Source organism: Candidatus Accumulibacter necessarius (assembly GCF_036625085.1).
This window is the reverse complement of sequence record NZ_JAZKUM010000001.1, coordinates 385,360-400,771: the sequence shown is the minus strand read 5'-3', so window position 1 is coordinate 400,771 and position 15,412 is coordinate 385,360. Positions and strand designations below refer to the sequence as shown.

The window sequence follows — 15,412 nt, the reverse complement described above, 5'->3', positions numbered from 1 at the left end:
AACTTATATGTTACCATTTTTTGCATGGCCTACCAGATCAAAGAACTGCTTCTGGACGATGGAGACAGTCCCTTTGCCGAGTGGTTCGGGTCGCTGGAAGCCGTTGCTGCCGCCAAGGTGCGCGTGGCGGTGAGCGGAATGGAACAGGGTAACCTGTCCAACATCGAGTGGTTTCGAGGCATTGGTGAGTACAAGATCGATTGGGGTCCAGGGTTGCGCATCTACTTGGCCAAGGATGGTCTGAAGATCATCATCCTGATCGGCGGCGGCACCAAGAAGCGTCAGCAGCAGGACATCGACCGAGCGGTGACGCTGTGGGAAGACTACAAGTGCCGCAAGGCATCAACCCAGAAAGGAAAGTGAACATGGCACTAACCCGTGACTTCAAAGAAATCGTGGCCGTGCGCGTGCGGAACGATCCGGCCTTTGCGCAGGCGCTTCTGGACGAGGCCATCACCCTGTTCGTCAATGGCGAGCCCGAATCGGCCAAGCTGATCCTGCGTGATCTCGTCAACGCGACCGTTGGTTTCGAGGCGTTGGCCGAGGAAATTCACAAACCGGCCAAGAGCTTGCACCGGATGTTGTCACAGTCGGGCAACCCGACCATGAGCAACATCTCGGCCATCTTTGCCGCCATCAAGCGTGCGCTCAAGGTCGAGGTGCATACCCAGATCGTGATGGCCTGATTTCAGGCATCAAACGCCGTCATCACTTCGCGCTGGGCGAACCAGTCGGTCGGCAGAAGGTTGCGCTGGAACCAAAGCAGACTCATGCAACAGGGCTGCTGCCCAGCCACGATGACGTGGATGATGGCAGGCTCCAGCAGGGTCAAGCGCAGCAGTCCATTGATCGTCCAATGGCGCAGACCTTCGCGCTGGGCGACCTCACTGCCGCTGGCGGTCGTTGGTGTCCCGCCGCCGTTCGATGCCATCGGTGGCGATCAGCGCGTGCGCCACACCCCACTGTTCCGGCATAACGATTCCTTGCGCTCGAACTGGGCGAAGGACAGCAGCACGTTGAGCATCAGCCGCCCCATCGAGGCGGCCGAGTTGATCCGGTGGGTGACCGCGCTGAAGCGCACGCGATGCCGGTCGAACACATCGACCATCCGCGCGAAATCGGCCAGCGAGCGCGACAGGTGGTCGATCTTGTAGACCACTGCCATGCTGTCGTTCATTGCACCGTGCACACCATGCACGGATCAAACGATCGCACCACGTGCTGAACCGTGAGCGGAGCGCTTTCGCCTTCACCCACCGGCAGACCGACCAGCGCCTGCTCCAGCGCCCCGGGTACGCCGGCCGCGTCGCGCGGCGAGAAGTTCCAGGTGGTCGGGGCGATGATCTGGTAACCCGCGATCCTGCCGCGCTCGATGCGCAACCAGTGGCCGAGGGCGCCACGCGCGGCTTCGCCGAGGCCAACGGCACTGGCCTGCTGGGGTAACTGCCATTGCCTGCAGAAGGGTTCGCCGGGTGTCAGCGCGCGGACCCAGCGCTCCATCGCCGGCACCACGAGGGCGAGTTCGAGCAGGCGGGCGACGACCCGCGCCAGCACGCTGCCGCCGTCGGTCGCCACCAGTGCCCGCAGCAGCGGGTGGCCGGCGACCATCTGGCGGGCCAGGGCACCGCTCTCGAAGACCTGACCGGCGTAGCGCGGGGCCTTGCACCAAGTGTAGGCGTCCGGCCGATCGCTGAACTCGCCGGTGAACGGCCGCGTTTCACCTTGCTGCGGATGCCGCGGGCGATCACCGTGCAGCCAGGCATGGCTGACATCTTCAGTGATCAGCGCCTCGTCGCATGGCTGCCAGGCGCCGCGCCAGAGGCCGCGAGCGAAGAGAGGCTGGCCATCCTCGCCGCCGTGGCTGTAAGCGCCGTAACTGAGAAAGCCGTCGCTGGCGCGTCCGACGCGGGCGAGACCCAGATCGCCAGCGATTTCCAGGAAACGGGGAAAGTCGGCCGGCCGACCCTGCGCCCAGGCAGCGAGTTGGTCCACACTGCTGATCGCGGCGACGTTTTCGAGTGCGTCGCCGAACACGATGGTGCTCAGGAAGGCGCGGAACTCGCGCAGGACGGCGAGCAGGCGAACCTTCTCGGTCGCGGTGACGGCGCGGGTCGTTCCGCCGGGCTGCAGCGCCAAGCTGTGCGGCCACTTGCCGGCGAGATAGCCCATCAGGCGCAGCAGGTCGGCCCGCGCCGGCAGCGCCTCGCGCTGCGCTTCGCCGACAGTGGCCTTGAAACGCTTTTCCGCCTGGTCATGCCAGCAGTGGCCGCGATAGGCTTCGCGGGCGAAGTCCGGCATGAAGAAGAGGTAGAAGTGCGTCAGGTGGTCTGCCAGGTTCTCGCAGGCGAGGATCAGATTGCTCGCCAGGCGGCCATTCGGCGGCATCTCGAGGCCGGCTGCTGCAGCCAGCGCGGTCGCGGCGGCCGACGATTGCGAGACCGAGCAGATGCCACAGATGCGCGGCACGATCACCAGCGCGTCGAGCGGGTGCTTGGCGAGCAGGATATGCTCGAAGCCGCGATAGAGCGACGAACTGACCTGCGCCGAGGCGACGCGGCCATCGGCGACGTCGAGCGTCACTTCGAGGTCGCCTTCGACGCGGTTGAACGGGCCGATGGTCAGCCGACGGCTCACTTTTGACCGCTCTTGCGGATGCCTGGCGCGATCAGCGGATGATCGGAGCGCGAGTTCTCGCGCACCCGTTTCGGCGTCGCCGATTTCGACAGCGCGGCGAGCGCGACGAACCACGCTTTCGGCATGTCGACCGGCAGACCGGTCGGGATGCCGGCAATCTTGGCGGTTTCCATGAACGGATGCCCAGGCTCCTCGAAGCCCGGCTCGGTGCAGGAAATGCAGGCAAAACCGCCCCGCACGCACGAGCCGACGCCATGCCACAAGCGCAGATTGCAGTCGGCGTTGGCCTGCGTGCCCTTGCAACCCATGTTTTCCATCAGGCAGCCGAGGTCGGAGAGTTTCTGTGCACTGGCCTTGAATTCGTAGAACTCGTTACGCGGGCAGCCATGATGGACCAGTTGCTCGGTGTAGAAGCGCGGCCGCTGCCAGGCGTCGAGATCGCTCTCGGCCAGCGCGCCGAGAGCCAGCGAGAGCAGGGTGTCGACGATCCAGCCCGGGTGCGTCGGGCAGCCGGCGACGTTGATCACCGGCAGGCCGGAAGCGGCGCGAAAGTCCTTGCCGAGCAGACCGCCTTCCTGGTCTCCGTCGAACTGCAGGCCGCAGGCCTCGGTGACGTTTTCGCCGGCGGAGATGATACCGCCGTAGGCACTGCAGGTGCCGATGGCGAGGACATGCTGGGCGCGGGCGGCGAGTTCGCGGACCCAGTCGATCACCGGCCGGCCGCTGCCGGAGAGCATCTGGAAACGGCCGCTGCCGTTCGGTCCGCGCAGCAGGGCACCTTCGACGCAGAGAATGTCGAACGGCAGGTGGCCAGCGGCAGCGGCCTGCAGCAGCGCCAGGGCTTCGTCGCCGCTGGCTTCCGACAGGCCGGGATGGAGGACGAACTCGAGGCCACTGTCGGCGAACTGCGCCAGCATCCCGCTGCGGTTCTCGGCGCCAAGCAGTGACTGCGTGCAGCCGCCGCAACCCGCCGCCTGCAGCCAGAGGATCTTCATGTGCGCTCCAGCCCGTAACGCAGCAGCTTGTTGCGCAGACCGACGCGAGACAGGCCGAGCTCGCTCGCCGCCCGCGACTTGTTCCAGCGATGGCGGATCAGTGTCTCCTTGAGCACCCGTGCCTCGAGCGCCTCGATGCGCTCCTTGAGCCCGCCATCGACGGCGATCAGGTCGAGCAGGTTGTCCGGCTGCTGATCGACCGCCGGTGTGCGCAGGATGCGTGGCGCCAGCAGGTCGGCACCGAGACGCGGCGAATCGGACAGCGCCAGCATGCGCAGGATCTCGTTCTGCAGCTCGCGCACGTTGCCCGGCCACGGATAGGCGGCGAGACAGGCCAGCGCCTCGGTGCTGAAGCCGTCGACCGTCTTGCCAAGCGCTTTCTGACTTGCGTCGAGCAAGCGGCCGGCGAGCAGCGGGATGTCCATTGCGCGCTCGCGCAGCGCGGGAACATGCAGGGTCATGGTCGCCAGCCGGTAGTAGAGGTCCTCGCGAAAGGTGCCGGCGCGGACGTCGGCCTCGAGATCGTGATGGGTCGCCGCTACCACCCGCACATCGACCGACAGCGGGCGCGCCGCACCGAGCGGCCGGAACTCGCCTTCCTGAAGCACGCGCAGCAGCTTGACCTGGAACACCGGACTGGTATCGCCGATCTCGTCGAGAAAGATGGTGCCGCCGTCGGCCTGCTGGAAGCGGCCGCTGCGGTCTTCGTAGGCGCCGGTGAACGCACCGCGCTTGTAGCCAAACAGCTCGGCTTCGAGCAACTGGTCGGGCAGCGCACCGCAATGCTCGATGACAAAGGCCTTGTCGGCGCGCCGGCTGCAGTAGTGGATGGCACGCGCCAGCATTTCCTTGCCGGTACCCGACTCGCCGCTGATCAGGACGGAGAGGTCAAAGGGGGCGATCTTCTCGACCAGGTCGCAGACGGCATTGAGCGGGCTACCGGGTGTGCGGATCAGTCCGTCGAGGGCGAACTCGCGTCTGGCGCGCTCGTTCTTTGCTTCGACGCGCCTGGCGAGGACCGGCTCGGCGGTGCGCAATTCAAGCGACAGGCGCTGGTTCTCCTGTTGCAGGCGATGGACGCTGGCTGCGGTCTGCAGCGTCAGCAGCAGCTGCTCTGGCTGCCAGGGCTTCATCAGATACTGGTAGATGCCGGCCTCGTTGACCCCGGCGATGATGTCTTCGGCATCGGTATAGCCGGACAGGATGATGCGCAGGGTATCCGGCCACTGACTGCGTACGGTCTTGAGAAACTCGACCCCGGTCATCCCCGGCATGCGTTGGTCGCAGACGATGATCTGCACCCACTCGGTCTCCATGATCCGCTGCGCCTGCTCGGCATTCGACGCGGTGAACACTTCGAAGTCGTCCTCGAGCGTCCGCCGCAGGGCTTCCTGTGAGCGCAGCTCGTCATCGACGACGAGCACCGTCGGTAGTCGCCGTTTCGGGTTGGCGGTCATTGTGGCACGCTCCAGCCGAGGTCCCGATGAATCGCCAGATGGCGCGGCGTCCACGAGTTCGGCGTCTTGTGAACAAAATGAAAACGGGCGACGTGATAGCTCGGATCGAAGCCGTAGAAGTTGCGCTGCATCTCGGCAAGCTCCGCCGCCCGATAGCTCGCCAGCGGCTGTGCCGCCTCGTCGGCAAACCGTTGCGCACGCTTGGCCTGCAGCCGCACGGCGAAGTCGGGAGCGGCGGCCAGTTCGGCAGCACGGCGCGCGACATCGATGCGGAAGGCCTCGGCATCGCCCGTCAGGCAGACGTCGAGAAAGCCGGCCGCGACGCCGGCCACGGCGCTCATCGGCAAGCGGTCGCGCATGATCGCCTGCGCCCCTTCGCTCCCGACCCGCGCCGGCAACAGGTAGGTCCAGTACTCGGAGCCGTAGAGGTTGCCCATGTTGCGGTAATGCGGATTGAGCAGCACACCGGCACGCGCCCAGACGAGGTCGGCAGCGCGCGCCAGAAAGCAACCGCCGGCGCCGCAGTTGCCCTGCAGCGCGGCGACAGTGATCTGGTCTGCGCTGGTGATGATCGCTTCGGCCAGATCGTCGATGGCGTTGATGTTTGCCCACGACTCGTCAGCCGGTGACTCGGCCGCCTCGATGCTGGCGAGGTGGATACCGTTCGACCAGTGATCGCGCCCGCCCATCAGCACCAGCACCCTGACCGGCCGCTGCTGCGCCCACCGGTAAGCCGCCTGCAGACGCCGGCACTGGCGGGTGTTCATGGCGCCGTTGTAGAAGTCGAAGTGGAGAAAACCGACCCGCCCGGCTTCCTCGTAGCGGATGTCCTGCCAGGTCCTGCCAGCTGACGGGGAATAGCTGTCGAGCGGGGCTTCGGGAATCGTCGCCAGTTGCTCGGCGAGGACCTGCGTCGCCGGCAGCTTGAGCGAATCGACCGCAGCGCGCCGGCGAAGGTGCCCGATCCAGACCGCGCCATCGACCGTCGCGCGCAGGATCGCCGTCTCGCGCCAGGCGATGACCTCGCCGGGCTTGCCAGCGCGCAGGGTGTCTTCGGGCGAGCCGTCGAACAGCAGACAGGGCTCGCCGAACAACTCGTCGGCGACACCGGGAAAGCCATCGGCGGCGTTGAGCCTGGCCAGGATGTGTGCCGTCGCATCGTGCTGCCAGTCGATGGCGCGATCGGCCTGCCGCATCAACGGCCGCGCCCGGCCGCGGATCGCCGGATCGGTATCGTCGACCGGCATCGGGACGAAGCCGCCGGCAGTGAAACGCTCGACGGCCCTGATCACAGCGCGCGTCGCCGCTTCGCTCACCTCATGACGATAGAGGCTCGACTTCTTCGCCCGGCGCATCGGAAAGGCCTCGGCGGCCCAGACCGGGCCGCCGTCCATCTCACCCGTCGCCTGCAGAACGGTGACGCCCCAGGTCCGCTCGCCCTCCTGTATCGCCCAGTCGAGCGCCGAAGGGCCGCGGTCGCCGACGATTCCGGGATGGACGATCAGGCAGCGGTGCTGCCGCCAGATCGACTCCGGAATCGCGCGGCGAAGGTAGGGCGCGATGATCAGTTCGGGCCGGAACAGCGCGACGGCCTCTTCAGCCACCGTATCGGCGACGTCGTACTCGACCGACAAGCGATGGCCGCGCGCAGCGAGCTCGCTGTACAGGCGCTGACTCAGGCTGTTGAAGGCGTGACAGAGCAGGAGGATGCGCATGGTCGGAGGGAAGGTCGCGCCAGCATCAGCAGATACGTGGCAACTGCTCGCCGGTCAGCCAGTCGACGATGCGTCGACCGCCAAAGGCGGTGGTCATCTGCACGAAGTGTTGTGCATCCTGATGCACGCTGCCGATCACCGCCGCGCGCTGGCCGAGCGGGTGCGCCTGCATCGCGGCGAGCAGCGCAGCGCAGTCCTCGGGGGCGACGATCGCCAGCAGCTTGCCTTCGTTCGCGACATACAGCGGATCGAGGCCGAGAAACTCGCAGGCGGCGGCGACCTCGGCTTGGACCGGCAGGGCGCTTTCCTGGAGCATCATGCCGACTCCCGACTGGCGGGCGATTTCATTCAGCGTCGTGGCCACGCCGCCGCGAGTCGGATCACGCAGCACACGGATGGCGGCGCCACTGGCGCGCATCGCGGCGATCAGGCCATGCAACGCGGTAGTGTCGGAAACGATCGCCGCGGCAAAGCCGATGCTTTCGCGCTGCGCCATGATCGCCATGCCGTGCTCGCCGATGCTGCCCGAAACGATGATCCGGTCGCCGGGTCGGGCACGGTCGCCGGCATAGTCCTCACCCTCGACCACCACACCGACGCCAGTGGTGGTGATATAGACCCCGTCGCCCTTGCCCTGCTCGACGACCTTGGTGTCGCCGGTCACCACCGGCACACCGGCAGCGCTGGCGGCGCTGGCCATCGAGTCGACGATCCGCGCCAGGTCGCCGAGTGGAAAACCTTCCTCGAGAATGAAACTGGCTGCCAGGTAGAGCGGCCTGGCGCCCATCACCGCGACGTCGTTGATCGTGCCGTTTACCGCCAGGCAGCCGATGTCACCGCCCGGGAAGAACAGCGGCGAGACGACATGCGCATCGGTGGACATCACCAGCCGGCCCGGCGGCATCGGCAGCACGGCCGCGTCGTTGCCCTGCCCGAGATAGGCGTTGCCCAGCCGCCTGGCAAACAGCTCCTCGATCAGCTGCGCCATCGCCCGCCCACCGCCGCCATGCGTCATGTCGACCCGGCCCTGCCGCAGGTCGAGAGGCCGCACGTAGCCCTTGCGCGCGCCGCTCATTGCACCGCCGCCGCGTCGGCAAAACGGCCGAATGAGTAGTGCGCCGCACAAGCTCCTTCCGACGACACCATGCAGGAGCCGACGGGGTTTTCCGGTGTGCACACGCTACCGAAGATCCGGCACTCCTGCGGCCGTTTGACGCCGCGCAGGATGGCGCCACACTCGCAGGCCGAGTGGTCGGCGACCGCCTGGTAACCGATGGCGAAACGACGCTCGGCGTCGAAGTCGGCGAAGGACTTGCGGATGCGCAGCGCGCTGTAGGGCAGCTCGCCGAGACCGCGCCAGGCGAACGAGCGGCGCAGCTCGAAGACCTCGGCAACGAGTTGCTGCGCCTTGCGATTGCCATCGCGCGTCACCGCCCGGGAAAACTCGTTCTCGACCAGCGCCCGACCGTCATTGACCTGCCTGAGCAGCATCAGGATCGCCTGCATGACGTCGAGCGGCTCGAAGCCGGCGATCACCACCGGCTTGCGGTACTCTTCGGCAAAGAACTCGTACGGCCGAGAACCGATGATCGTCGACACGTGCGCCGGGCCGATGAAGCCATCGAGCGGCACGCTGCCCCACTGGCGGACTTCGGGCGATTCGAGGATGCTGGCGATCGCCGACGGGGTCAGCACATGGCAGCAGAGCACCGAGAAGTTCCTCAGACCGAGCGCCTGCGCCTGCTTGATGACGACCGCTGTCGGTGGCGTCGTGGTTTCGAAACCGATGGCGAAGAAGACTACTTGCCGATCGGGGTTCTGCTGGGCGACCGCCAGCGCGTCCGCCGCCGAATAGACCATCCGGATGTCGCCGTGGCTGCCCGACCGACAGCCCAGCCCCGCTTTCGCCTTGAGCAGCGAAAGCCCACCGGAGGCCGGCACGCGCAAGGTATCGCCGTAGCTGCAGAGGATCACCCCGGCATCACGGGCGAGACGGATCGCCATGTCGATCCGCCCGATCGGCAGCACGCAGACCGGACAGCCGGGGCCGTGAATTAGGCGCACATTGGCCGGCAGCAGGTCGCTCACCCCGTAACGCGAGATGGCGTGCGTGTGTCCACCGCAGAACTCCATGAAGTGGTAGTCGCGATCCTCCCGTACCGAATGTCGGATGGCCACCGCCAGGCCCCTGGCCAGCTTGCCGTCGCGAAACTCGTCGATGAACTTCATTCGGGACCTCCGGTTTGCCTGCCAGGCGCAGACCTCGCTCAATTCGCTGGCGCGGACCGCCATCCGCGACTCCAGCAAGTGGCTGTCGTCTCCTCGCGCCGGTCACCAGCGAAGCATAGCCCAGATGCCCGATTACCACACCCCCAAGTGCATCAGGGATTGCAGCAAGGCGGCAGGCGGCAGCCGCTGCGGCTGCGGCGGTCCGCTGGCCGGGACGGTTCACCGTGGCCGATTGCCGCGCGACACCATGTCGCATTCCGTGCGTCATCCGCCTCTGCGAGAATCGCTGGCTGACAACAGGGACGAGTGAGAAGGGTGGACATGAAATTCCGGATCAATCAAATGGCCGCGGCGATCGCCATGCTCGGAGCAAGCAGCATGGTGCCGGCTACCGCCGCCGACGGGGTGGCTGCTGCCGGCAGCGAGCAGCCCGCACAGCTCGAACCGGTGGTCGTTAAGGACACCCGCCTGCAGCCCGTTCCAGCAGCGAGCCAGGTGGGTGAAGAAACACTGCGTGCCCTGCGCCCGGCGACCAGCGACACCGCGAGCCTGCTGCGCGACGTCCCGGGTGTCCAGTTGCAGGGCGCCGGCGGGGTTTCCAGCCTGCCGGTGATCCGCGGCCTCGCCGACGACCGCAACCGCATCATCGTCGATGGAATGGACCTGATCGCGTCGTGCCCGAACCACATGAACCCGCCGCTCTCGTATCTCGACCCGAACGGGGTCAGCAAGCTGCGCGTCATTGCCGGCGTCACGCCGGTCAGCCTGGGCGGCGACAGCATCGGCGGCACGATCATCGCCGAATCGCTGGCGCCGCGCTTCGCTGCTCCGGGCCAGGACCTGCTGGTGAGCGGCGAGGTCGGGGCGTTCTACCGCAGCAACGGCAATGCCTGGGGCGGCAACCTGTCGGGGGTGCTGGCAAACGAGAACCTCAGTGCCAACTTCAGTGCGACGACGGCCAAGGCAGACAACTACACGGCCGGTGGCGACTTCAAGAACTTCACCGCGACCGGCAATCCGGGACACACGCTGGCTCGCGACGAGGTCGGATCGACGGCCTACGAGACGCACAACTACCAGTTCGGACTCGCCTACCGGCAGCGCGATCATCGCCTGGAGTTCAAGTACGCGTATCAGGACATGCCCGAGCAACTGTTCCCGAACCAGCGGATGGACATGCTGGGCAATACCGCAAACCGCTTCAACCTGCGCTATCTGGGGCAGTACGACTGGGGCCAACTGGAGGCACGCGCGTACTACGAGACGGTGGACCACCTGATGGACTTCGGCCCCGACAAGCGCTTCTACTACGGCATGGCTTCCGGTGGCCACAACGCCGTGAACGGCATGCCCTGCTCGCCGATCAGCGCGACCTGTGCCGCCGGCATGCCGATGAAGACCGACAGCAACACCAGCGGCGTCACCGTCCGCGCCGACGTCAACCTCGGTGTCAACGACCTGCTGCGCGTCGGCGGCCTCTACCAGCACTACCGGCTCGACGACTACTGGCCGGCATCGGGTGGCGGCATGTGGCCGCTGACCTTCGACAACATCAACGATGGTACGCGCGACCGCCTTGGCGTATTTGGTGAGTGGGAGTCGCGGCTCGACGCGCAGTGGACGACCTTGCTCGGTGTCCGCTACGAACACGTCACGACCGATGCCGGCCCGGTGCAGGGGTACAACCCGAACATCAACTCCACGGGGATGCCCCCGAATGTGATGTGGAACAACCAGAAGGCCGATGCGGCAGCCTTCAACGCGCAGAACCGCAAGCAGAACGACAACAACTGGGATCTCACCGCCCTCGCCCGCTACGCACTCGACACCCAGACCGACCTTGAAGTCGGGGTGGCACGCAAGACGCGCTCGCCGAACCTGTACGAGCGCTACACCTGGTCGACCTGGTCGATGGCGGCGGCGATGAACAACTTCGCCGGCGATGGCAACGGCTACTACGGCGACATCGACCTCGATCCGGAGGTTGCGTACACGATCTCGGCGTCGGTGGACTGGCATGCGACCGACCGCAGCTGGCAACTCCGGGCAACTCCCTACTACACGCGGGTCAAGGACTACATCGACGCGATCCGCTGCAACAACACGACGACCTGTCCACCGCCGAATGCAACGACGACCAACCAGTTCGTCATCCTGCAGTACGCCAACCAGTCGGCCGAGCTCTACGGCATCGACGTCTCCGGCGAGTTGCCGCTGGCGCGCAGCGACATCGGCAACTTCGGGCTGAACGGAGTCCTTTCGTACACCTACGGCAAGAACCGCGACACCGGCGACGGCCTGTACAACATCATGCCGTTCAACGCCCGGCTGACGCTCAGCCACCGCTACGGTGGGTGGGACAACGCGGTCGAGTTCGTCGGCGCGACATCGAAGGATCACCTGTCCGACGTGCGCAACGAAATCGGCACACCCGGCTACGGACTGCTGAACCTGCGCGCCAGCTATTCGTGGAAGCAGGCTCGCCTCGACGTCGGCATCGACAACGTGTTCGACAGGCTTTACTACCTGCCGCTCGGGGGTGCCTACACGGGTCAGGGAACAACGATGATGCTGAACACGATTCCCTGGGGTATCGCGGTTCCCGGCATGGGCCGCTCGGTCTATACCGGGGTAAGCTTCAAGCTGTAGGCGGGGCGGGCAACTCGCGGTGGGTCGGTGCCCAGGCGCTGGGCGAGGATGGCGTGGACAAGCGCGTCATCCGCTGATGACCCACTCTGCCTACATCTCCGAAGGACCTTGCGGGCTCACGCTCCGACCGCGTTCGCCTCGGACGAGATCCCCTCGCCCAACTCTGCGAACAGCGCCAAGGTCCTTTCGGCTTCGTCAGGATCGAGCCGGGTCAGCGCGTAGCCGACATGCACGATGACATAGTCGCCGACCGCAACAGCATCAACGAGTGCCAGCGAAATCTCCCGGCAGACACCGGCGACGTCGACCATCGCCTGATCCCCGGGCAGCAGTTCGACAATGCGGCATGGCAGTGCGAGACACATCGCCGACTCTCCTAGCCACCCACCAGATGCTGCAGGGCGATCCATGCCTGACCAACGGCGAGACCACCATCGTTGGGCGGTACCTGGCGAGCTTCGATGAGTTGCACCCCTTTCGCGCCGAAGCGGCTGCGCAGGCCGCGCACAAGGACCTGGTTGAGAAAGCAGCCGCCGCTGCCAACAACGGCTGCTTCGCCCGGAGCCACGATGCGCACCCAATCCTCGATGGCGGCGACCAGCGTTGCGTGGAACAGCGCGGCACCGCGTTCGGGGTCCCTTTCATCCGCCAGAACGGCAAACAGCGGCAGCAGATCAAGCCTGCCCTGGTCGATCTTCCAACCCTGGTCAAGGGGCAGAATATCGCCGTAGCGCTGCGCCATTCCTTCCATCAGCATCGCCGCCTGTCCTTCGTAAGCCATTACCGACCGGATGCCGAGCAGACCGGCGGCGGCATCGAACATCCGGCCCATGCTCGATGTCGGCGGGCAATGGATATCGCCGGCAAGCATCTGCGCCACCGCCCGGGCGGCCTGCTGACCGGCGAAACGTTCGCCGATCTCATCGTTGCGACCCAGACGATGCAGCGCCGCGGCCGCCATCCGCCAGGGCTCGTTGGCCGCGCGATCGCCCCCCGGCAGCGCCAGCGGCGCGAGATGACCGAGCCGCTCGAAGCTGGCGCCATCGACGCGTAATAGCTCGCCACCCCAGGCAGCACCATCGGTTCCGATGCCGACGCCGTCGAGCGAGAGCGCCAGATGGCTGCCGCGCAGGCCGTGTTCGGCGAGTACGGCAGCGGCGTGCGCATGGTGGTGCTGCACGCCCAGCATGGGCAAACGGCGTTGCTGGGCAAAATCGGCGGCAAAACGCGTCGAGTGGAAATCGGGATGCAGGTCGTGGGCTACGATCGCCGGCTCGACACCCAGCAGTTTCACCAGCTGCGCGACGCTTTCGTCGAGGAAGTCGCAAACGGCGGCGTTGTCGAGATCGCCGATGTGTTGCGAAACGAAGGCCTCGTCGCCGCGCGTGACACAGATCGTGTTCTTGAACCAGGCGCCGACGGCCAGTACCGAAGGTCCGGAAAACGGCAGCTTGATCGCCCGCGGCGTGTAGCCGCGCGCGCGACGGATGAACTGCAGACCGCCAGTCGTGATGCGCGCAACGCTGTCATCGCAACGGGTCACGATGTCGCGGTCGTGCATCAGGAATGCGTCGGCAATGCCATAGAGGCGCAGCAGGGCTTCACTGTTGCCGACCACCAGCGGTTCACCACCAGGGTTGGCGCTGGTCATCACCAGCGCCAGATCCTGCGCCCTTTCCAGCCAGCCGACACCCGCCGGACGTCTTGCCGCTTCGTGGAAGAGCAGAAAGTGTACCGGCGTGTATGGCAGCATGACGCCCAACCAGGCCAGTCCGGGGGCGACCCCGGGTAGCGCGGCGTCGCAACTGCTACGCTTTCTGATCAGGATCGCCGGGCGCGTCGGCAGGGTCAGCAGACCCGGCTCACCGATGCCCATCTGAACATACGAAGCGGCCGAAGCGGCGTTGGCGACCATCACCACGAAGGGCTTCTCGTCGCGCTGCTTGCGCTCGCGCAGAAGGGCGACGGCGACCGCATTGCGGGCATCGCAAGCCAGGTGAAAACCACCCAGGCCCTTGATGGCGACGATCTTCCCCTGCTGCAGCAGCTCCAGGGCACTGGCGATGGGGTCGTCGGCGAGCCGGTGTCCCTCGCCATCGAGCAGGAAAAGCTGCGGACCACACTTCGGGCAGCAATTGGCCTCGGCGTGAAAACGCCGGTCGTCAGGCAACCGGTACTCGCACTGGCACCGCGGGCACATGGCAAAGGCCTTGAGACTGGTGCGCGCCCGGTCGTAGGGCAGGCCGCGGCTGATCGTATAGCGTGGTCCGCAGTTGGTGCAATTGGTGAAGGCATAGCGCCAGCGGCGGCTGCCGGGGTCGAACATCTCGGCCAGACAGTCACGGCAGACGGCCGTATCGTGGCCGATCATCGTCGCCGCCCGGCCGCTGCGGCTGTCGATTATGACGAAGCCTTCGTTGATCCGGCCCGGTGCCGTATCGCGGGCGACCACCGAATTGACCCGGGCAAGCGGCGGCGCATCCTGCTCCAGACGTTCAATGAGATTCCTGACCTGGGCAGCAGCGCCGCGAACCTCTATCTCGACGCCGCGCGAATCGTTGCGCACCCAGCCGGCAAGGCCCAGTTCCCTGGCCAGCCGCCAGACGAAGGGACGAAAACCGACACCCTGAACGACACCACTGACGCGGATGTTCTGACAAACCGTCTGCTCCGACATGTCAGCCTCCCGACGCAGCCGAAATCCGCGCTTCAAGTTCGGCGATCCGCCGCCGCAACGAAGCCATGGTCGCCCTTTTCTTCTCCTGGGTTGCCGTGCAGCCTGCCCTCAGCCAGGCCAGCCACTGGTCAAAGCCCTCACCCGTTGTCGCCGAAAGCTGGATCACCTGCAATGCCGGATTGACCTGTCGGGCATAGCTGATCGCCAGCTCTCTGCTGAAGGCAAGGTGGGGGAGCAGGTCCACCTTGTTGAGCAGCATCAGCGACGCGGCATGAAACATGTTCGGATACTTGAGCGGCTTGTCTTCGCCTTCGGTAACCGACAGAATCACCACCTTGTGCGCCTCACCGAGATCGAAAGCCGCCGGACAGACAAGATTGCCGACGTTCTCGATCAGGAGCAGCGAATCGTCGGCCGGCGAAAGCTCGGGGAGGGCATGGCCGACCATATGCGCGTCGAGGTGGCAGCCCTTGCCGGTATTGATCTGCACCGCCGGCGCACCGGTCGCGCGGATGCGTTCGGCGTCGCGGCTGGTCTGCTGGTCACCCTCGATGACGGCGATCGACAGCTCTGTCCGCAGCGCCTCGACGGTACGGCACAACAAGGTCGTCTTTCCCGAACCCGGGCTGGAGACGAGATTGAGCGCGAAGATCCCCTGCTCCTCGAAACGGCTACGGTTGGCGGCGGCGAAGCCGTCGTTCTTGGCCAGGAGGTCGCGCTCGATCTGCACCAGCCGCGACTGCGTCGTCGACGCCTCCCTACCCACCTCGCCATGGCCATGCTCATGCAGGCTATCGTGCCGGTGGTCATGCCCGGTGCCGTGTTCGTGGCCATGGGCCTGCTGGCGGCCGCCAGCATGGTGATGCGCATGGCCACCGAGAGCGGTGACGGCGCTGTAGATCATTCCGGAGGGACCGTGCCCCTGGTCGTTCCCAAGTGGCTTCGGGGGCAGGTTGCCGCCGTTGCCTTCATGCCCGTTCCCCGGCTCGGACAAGGCCTTTCCATCGACGCGAGTCTCCCCGGTTCCACAACCGCAAGTCGTACACATCTGCTGTC

General features: G+C 66.0%; 14 protein-coding genes and 1 pseudogene. 4 read left to right on the top strand and 11 right to left on the bottom strand.

The window, feature by feature from the left end:
• Positions 1–24: 24 nt before the first annotated feature.
• Both V5B44_RS02060 and V5B44_RS02055 read left to right on the top strand, forming a co-directional pair.
• A complete protein-coding gene (locus V5B44_RS02060) occupies positions 25–363 on the top strand; it encodes a type II toxin-antitoxin system RelE/ParE family toxin (protein ID WP_332357450.1) in 339 nt (112 codons plus the stop codon).
• Between the two features lie 2 nt (positions 364–365).
• Complete coding sequence (locus V5B44_RS02055) at positions 366–686, top strand: DNA-binding protein (protein ID WP_332357874.1); 321 nt, start codon at positions 366–368, stop codon at positions 684–686.
• A 2-nt stretch (positions 687–688) separates the two neighbouring features.
• Here V5B44_RS02055 and V5B44_RS02050 read toward each other — a convergent pair whose 3' ends face one another.
• The 8 genes and pseudogenes from V5B44_RS02050 to hypD form a co-directional block, all read right to left on the bottom strand.
• A complete protein-coding gene (locus V5B44_RS02050; protein WP_332357449.1) occupies positions 689–931 on the bottom strand; it encodes a hypothetical protein in 243 nt (80 codons plus the stop codon).
• 21 nt (positions 932–952) lie between these two features.
• A pseudogene (locus V5B44_RS02045) lies at positions 953–1,165 on the bottom strand (recombinase family protein); the annotation flags it as partial.
• Between the two features lie 8 nt (positions 1,166–1,173).
• The gene (locus V5B44_RS02040; RefSeq protein WP_332357448.1) at positions 1,174–2,634 is read right to left on the bottom strand and encodes a nickel-dependent hydrogenase large subunit; all 1,461 of its coding nucleotides are present in this window, start codon (positions 2,632–2,634) and stop codon (positions 1,174–1,176) included.
• Complete coding sequence (locus V5B44_RS02035; protein WP_332357447.1) at positions 2,631–3,629, bottom strand: HupU protein; 999 nt, start codon at positions 3,627–3,629, stop codon at positions 2,631–2,633. The genes V5B44_RS02040 and V5B44_RS02035 overlap by 4 nt, the downstream gene beginning before the upstream one ends.
• Positions 3,626–5,086 carry a sigma-54-dependent transcriptional regulator gene (locus V5B44_RS02030; RefSeq protein WP_332357446.1) on the bottom strand — a complete coding sequence of 487 codons (1,461 nt, stop codon included), beginning with the start codon at positions 5,084–5,086 and terminating at the stop codon, positions 3,626–3,628. The genes V5B44_RS02035 and V5B44_RS02030 overlap by 4 nt, the downstream gene beginning before the upstream one ends.
• A complete protein-coding gene (locus tag V5B44_RS02025) occupies positions 5,083–6,801 on the bottom strand; it encodes a hydrogenase maturation protein (protein WP_332357445.1) in 1,719 nt (572 codons plus the stop codon). Before V5B44_RS02025 ends, V5B44_RS02030 begins: the two co-directional genes overlap by 4 nt.
• A gap of 25 nt (positions 6,802–6,826) precedes the next feature.
• Positions 6,827–7,876, bottom strand: a complete 1,050-nt coding sequence (gene hypE, locus V5B44_RS02020) for a hydrogenase expression/formation protein HypE (protein ID WP_332357444.1) — start codon at positions 7,874–7,876, stop codon at positions 6,827–6,829.
• Positions 7,873–9,030, bottom strand: coding sequence for a hydrogenase formation protein HypD (gene hypD, locus V5B44_RS02015; RefSeq protein WP_332357443.1), 1,158 nt, complete (start codon positions 9,028–9,030; stop codon positions 7,873–7,875). Before hypD ends, hypE begins: the two co-directional genes overlap by 4 nt.
• Between hypD and V5B44_RS02010 the strand changes: the two genes are divergently transcribed.
• Positions 9,020–9,340, top strand: a complete 321-nt coding sequence (locus tag V5B44_RS02010) for a hypothetical protein (protein WP_332357442.1) — start codon at positions 9,020–9,022, stop codon at positions 9,338–9,340. The genes hypD and V5B44_RS02010 overlap by 11 nt on opposite strands.
• Before the next feature lie 11 nt (positions 9,341–9,351).
• Complete coding sequence (locus V5B44_RS02005; RefSeq protein ID WP_332357441.1) at positions 9,352–11,679, top strand: TonB-dependent receptor; 2,328 nt, start codon at positions 9,352–9,354, stop codon at positions 11,677–11,679.
• 116 nt (positions 11,680–11,795) lie between these two features.
• Here V5B44_RS02005 and V5B44_RS02000 read toward each other — a convergent pair whose 3' ends face one another.
• From V5B44_RS02000 to hypB, 3 genes are read right to left on the bottom strand one after another with little or no spacing between them, the layout of a single operon-like run.
• Positions 11,796–12,044: a HypC/HybG/HupF family hydrogenase formation chaperone gene (locus V5B44_RS02000; RefSeq protein ID WP_332357440.1), complete on the bottom strand. Its 249-nt coding sequence runs from the start codon at positions 12,042–12,044 to the stop codon at positions 11,796–11,798.
• A gap of 11 nt (positions 12,045–12,055) precedes the next feature.
• Complete coding sequence (gene hypF, locus V5B44_RS01995) at positions 12,056–14,356, bottom strand: carbamoyltransferase HypF (RefSeq protein WP_332357439.1); 2,301 nt, start codon at positions 14,354–14,356, stop codon at positions 12,056–12,058.
• A gap of 1 nt (position 14,357) precedes the next feature.
• Entirely contained in the window at positions 14,358–15,404 is a 1,047-nt protein-coding gene (hypB, locus tag V5B44_RS01990) for a hydrogenase nickel incorporation protein HypB (RefSeq protein WP_332357438.1), read from the bottom strand.
• Positions 15,405–15,412 lie beyond the last annotated feature (8 nt).

What these genes read in the sequence shown, in the direction of transcription:
- V5B44_RS02060 (WP_332357450.1), top strand. Translation starts at nt 25, where the DNA reads ATGGCCTACCAGATCAAAGAACTGCTTCTGGACGATGGAGACAGTCCC.
- V5B44_RS02055 (WP_332357874.1), top strand. Translation starts at nt 366, where the DNA reads ATGGCACTAACCCGTGACTTCAAAGAAATCGTGGCCGTGCGCGTGCGG.
- V5B44_RS02050 (WP_332357449.1), bottom strand. Translation starts at nt 931, where the DNA reads ATGGCATCGAACGGCGGCGGGACACCAACGACCGCCAGCGGCAGTGAG.
- V5B44_RS02035 (WP_332357447.1), bottom strand. Translation starts at nt 3,629, where the DNA reads ATGAAGATCCTCTGGCTGCAGGCGGCGGGTTGCGGCGGCTGCACGCAG.
- V5B44_RS02030 (WP_332357446.1), bottom strand. Translation starts at nt 5,086, where the DNA reads ATGACCGCCAACCCGAAACGGCGACTACCGACGGTGCTCGTCGTCGAT.
- V5B44_RS02025 (WP_332357445.1), bottom strand. Translation starts at nt 6,801, where the DNA reads ATGCGCATCCTCCTGCTCTGTCACGCCTTCAACAGCCTGAGTCAGCGC.
- hypE (WP_332357444.1), bottom strand. Translation starts at nt 7,876, where the DNA reads ATGAGCGGCGCGCGCAAGGGCTACGTGCGGCCTCTCGACCTGCGGCAG.
- V5B44_RS02010 (WP_332357442.1), top strand. Translation starts at nt 9,020, where the DNA reads ATGAACTTCATTCGGGACCTCCGGTTTGCCTGCCAGGCGCAGACCTCG.
- hypD (WP_332357443.1), bottom strand. Translation starts at nt 9,030, where the DNA reads ATGAAGTTCATCGACGAGTTTCGCGACGGCAAGCTGGCCAGGGGCCTG.
- V5B44_RS02005 (WP_332357441.1), top strand. Translation starts at nt 9,352, where the DNA reads ATGAAATTCCGGATCAATCAAATGGCCGCGGCGATCGCCATGCTCGGA.
- V5B44_RS02000 (WP_332357440.1), bottom strand. Translation starts at nt 12,044, where the DNA reads ATGTGTCTCGCACTGCCATGCCGCATTGTCGAACTGCTGCCCGGGGAT.
- hypF (WP_332357439.1), bottom strand. Translation starts at nt 14,356, where the DNA reads ATGTCGGAGCAGACGGTTTGTCAGAACATCCGCGTCAGTGGTGTCGTT.
- hypB (WP_332357438.1), bottom strand. Translation starts at nt 15,404, where the DNA reads ATGTGTACGACTTGCGGTTGTGGAACCGGGGAGACTCGCGTCGATGGA.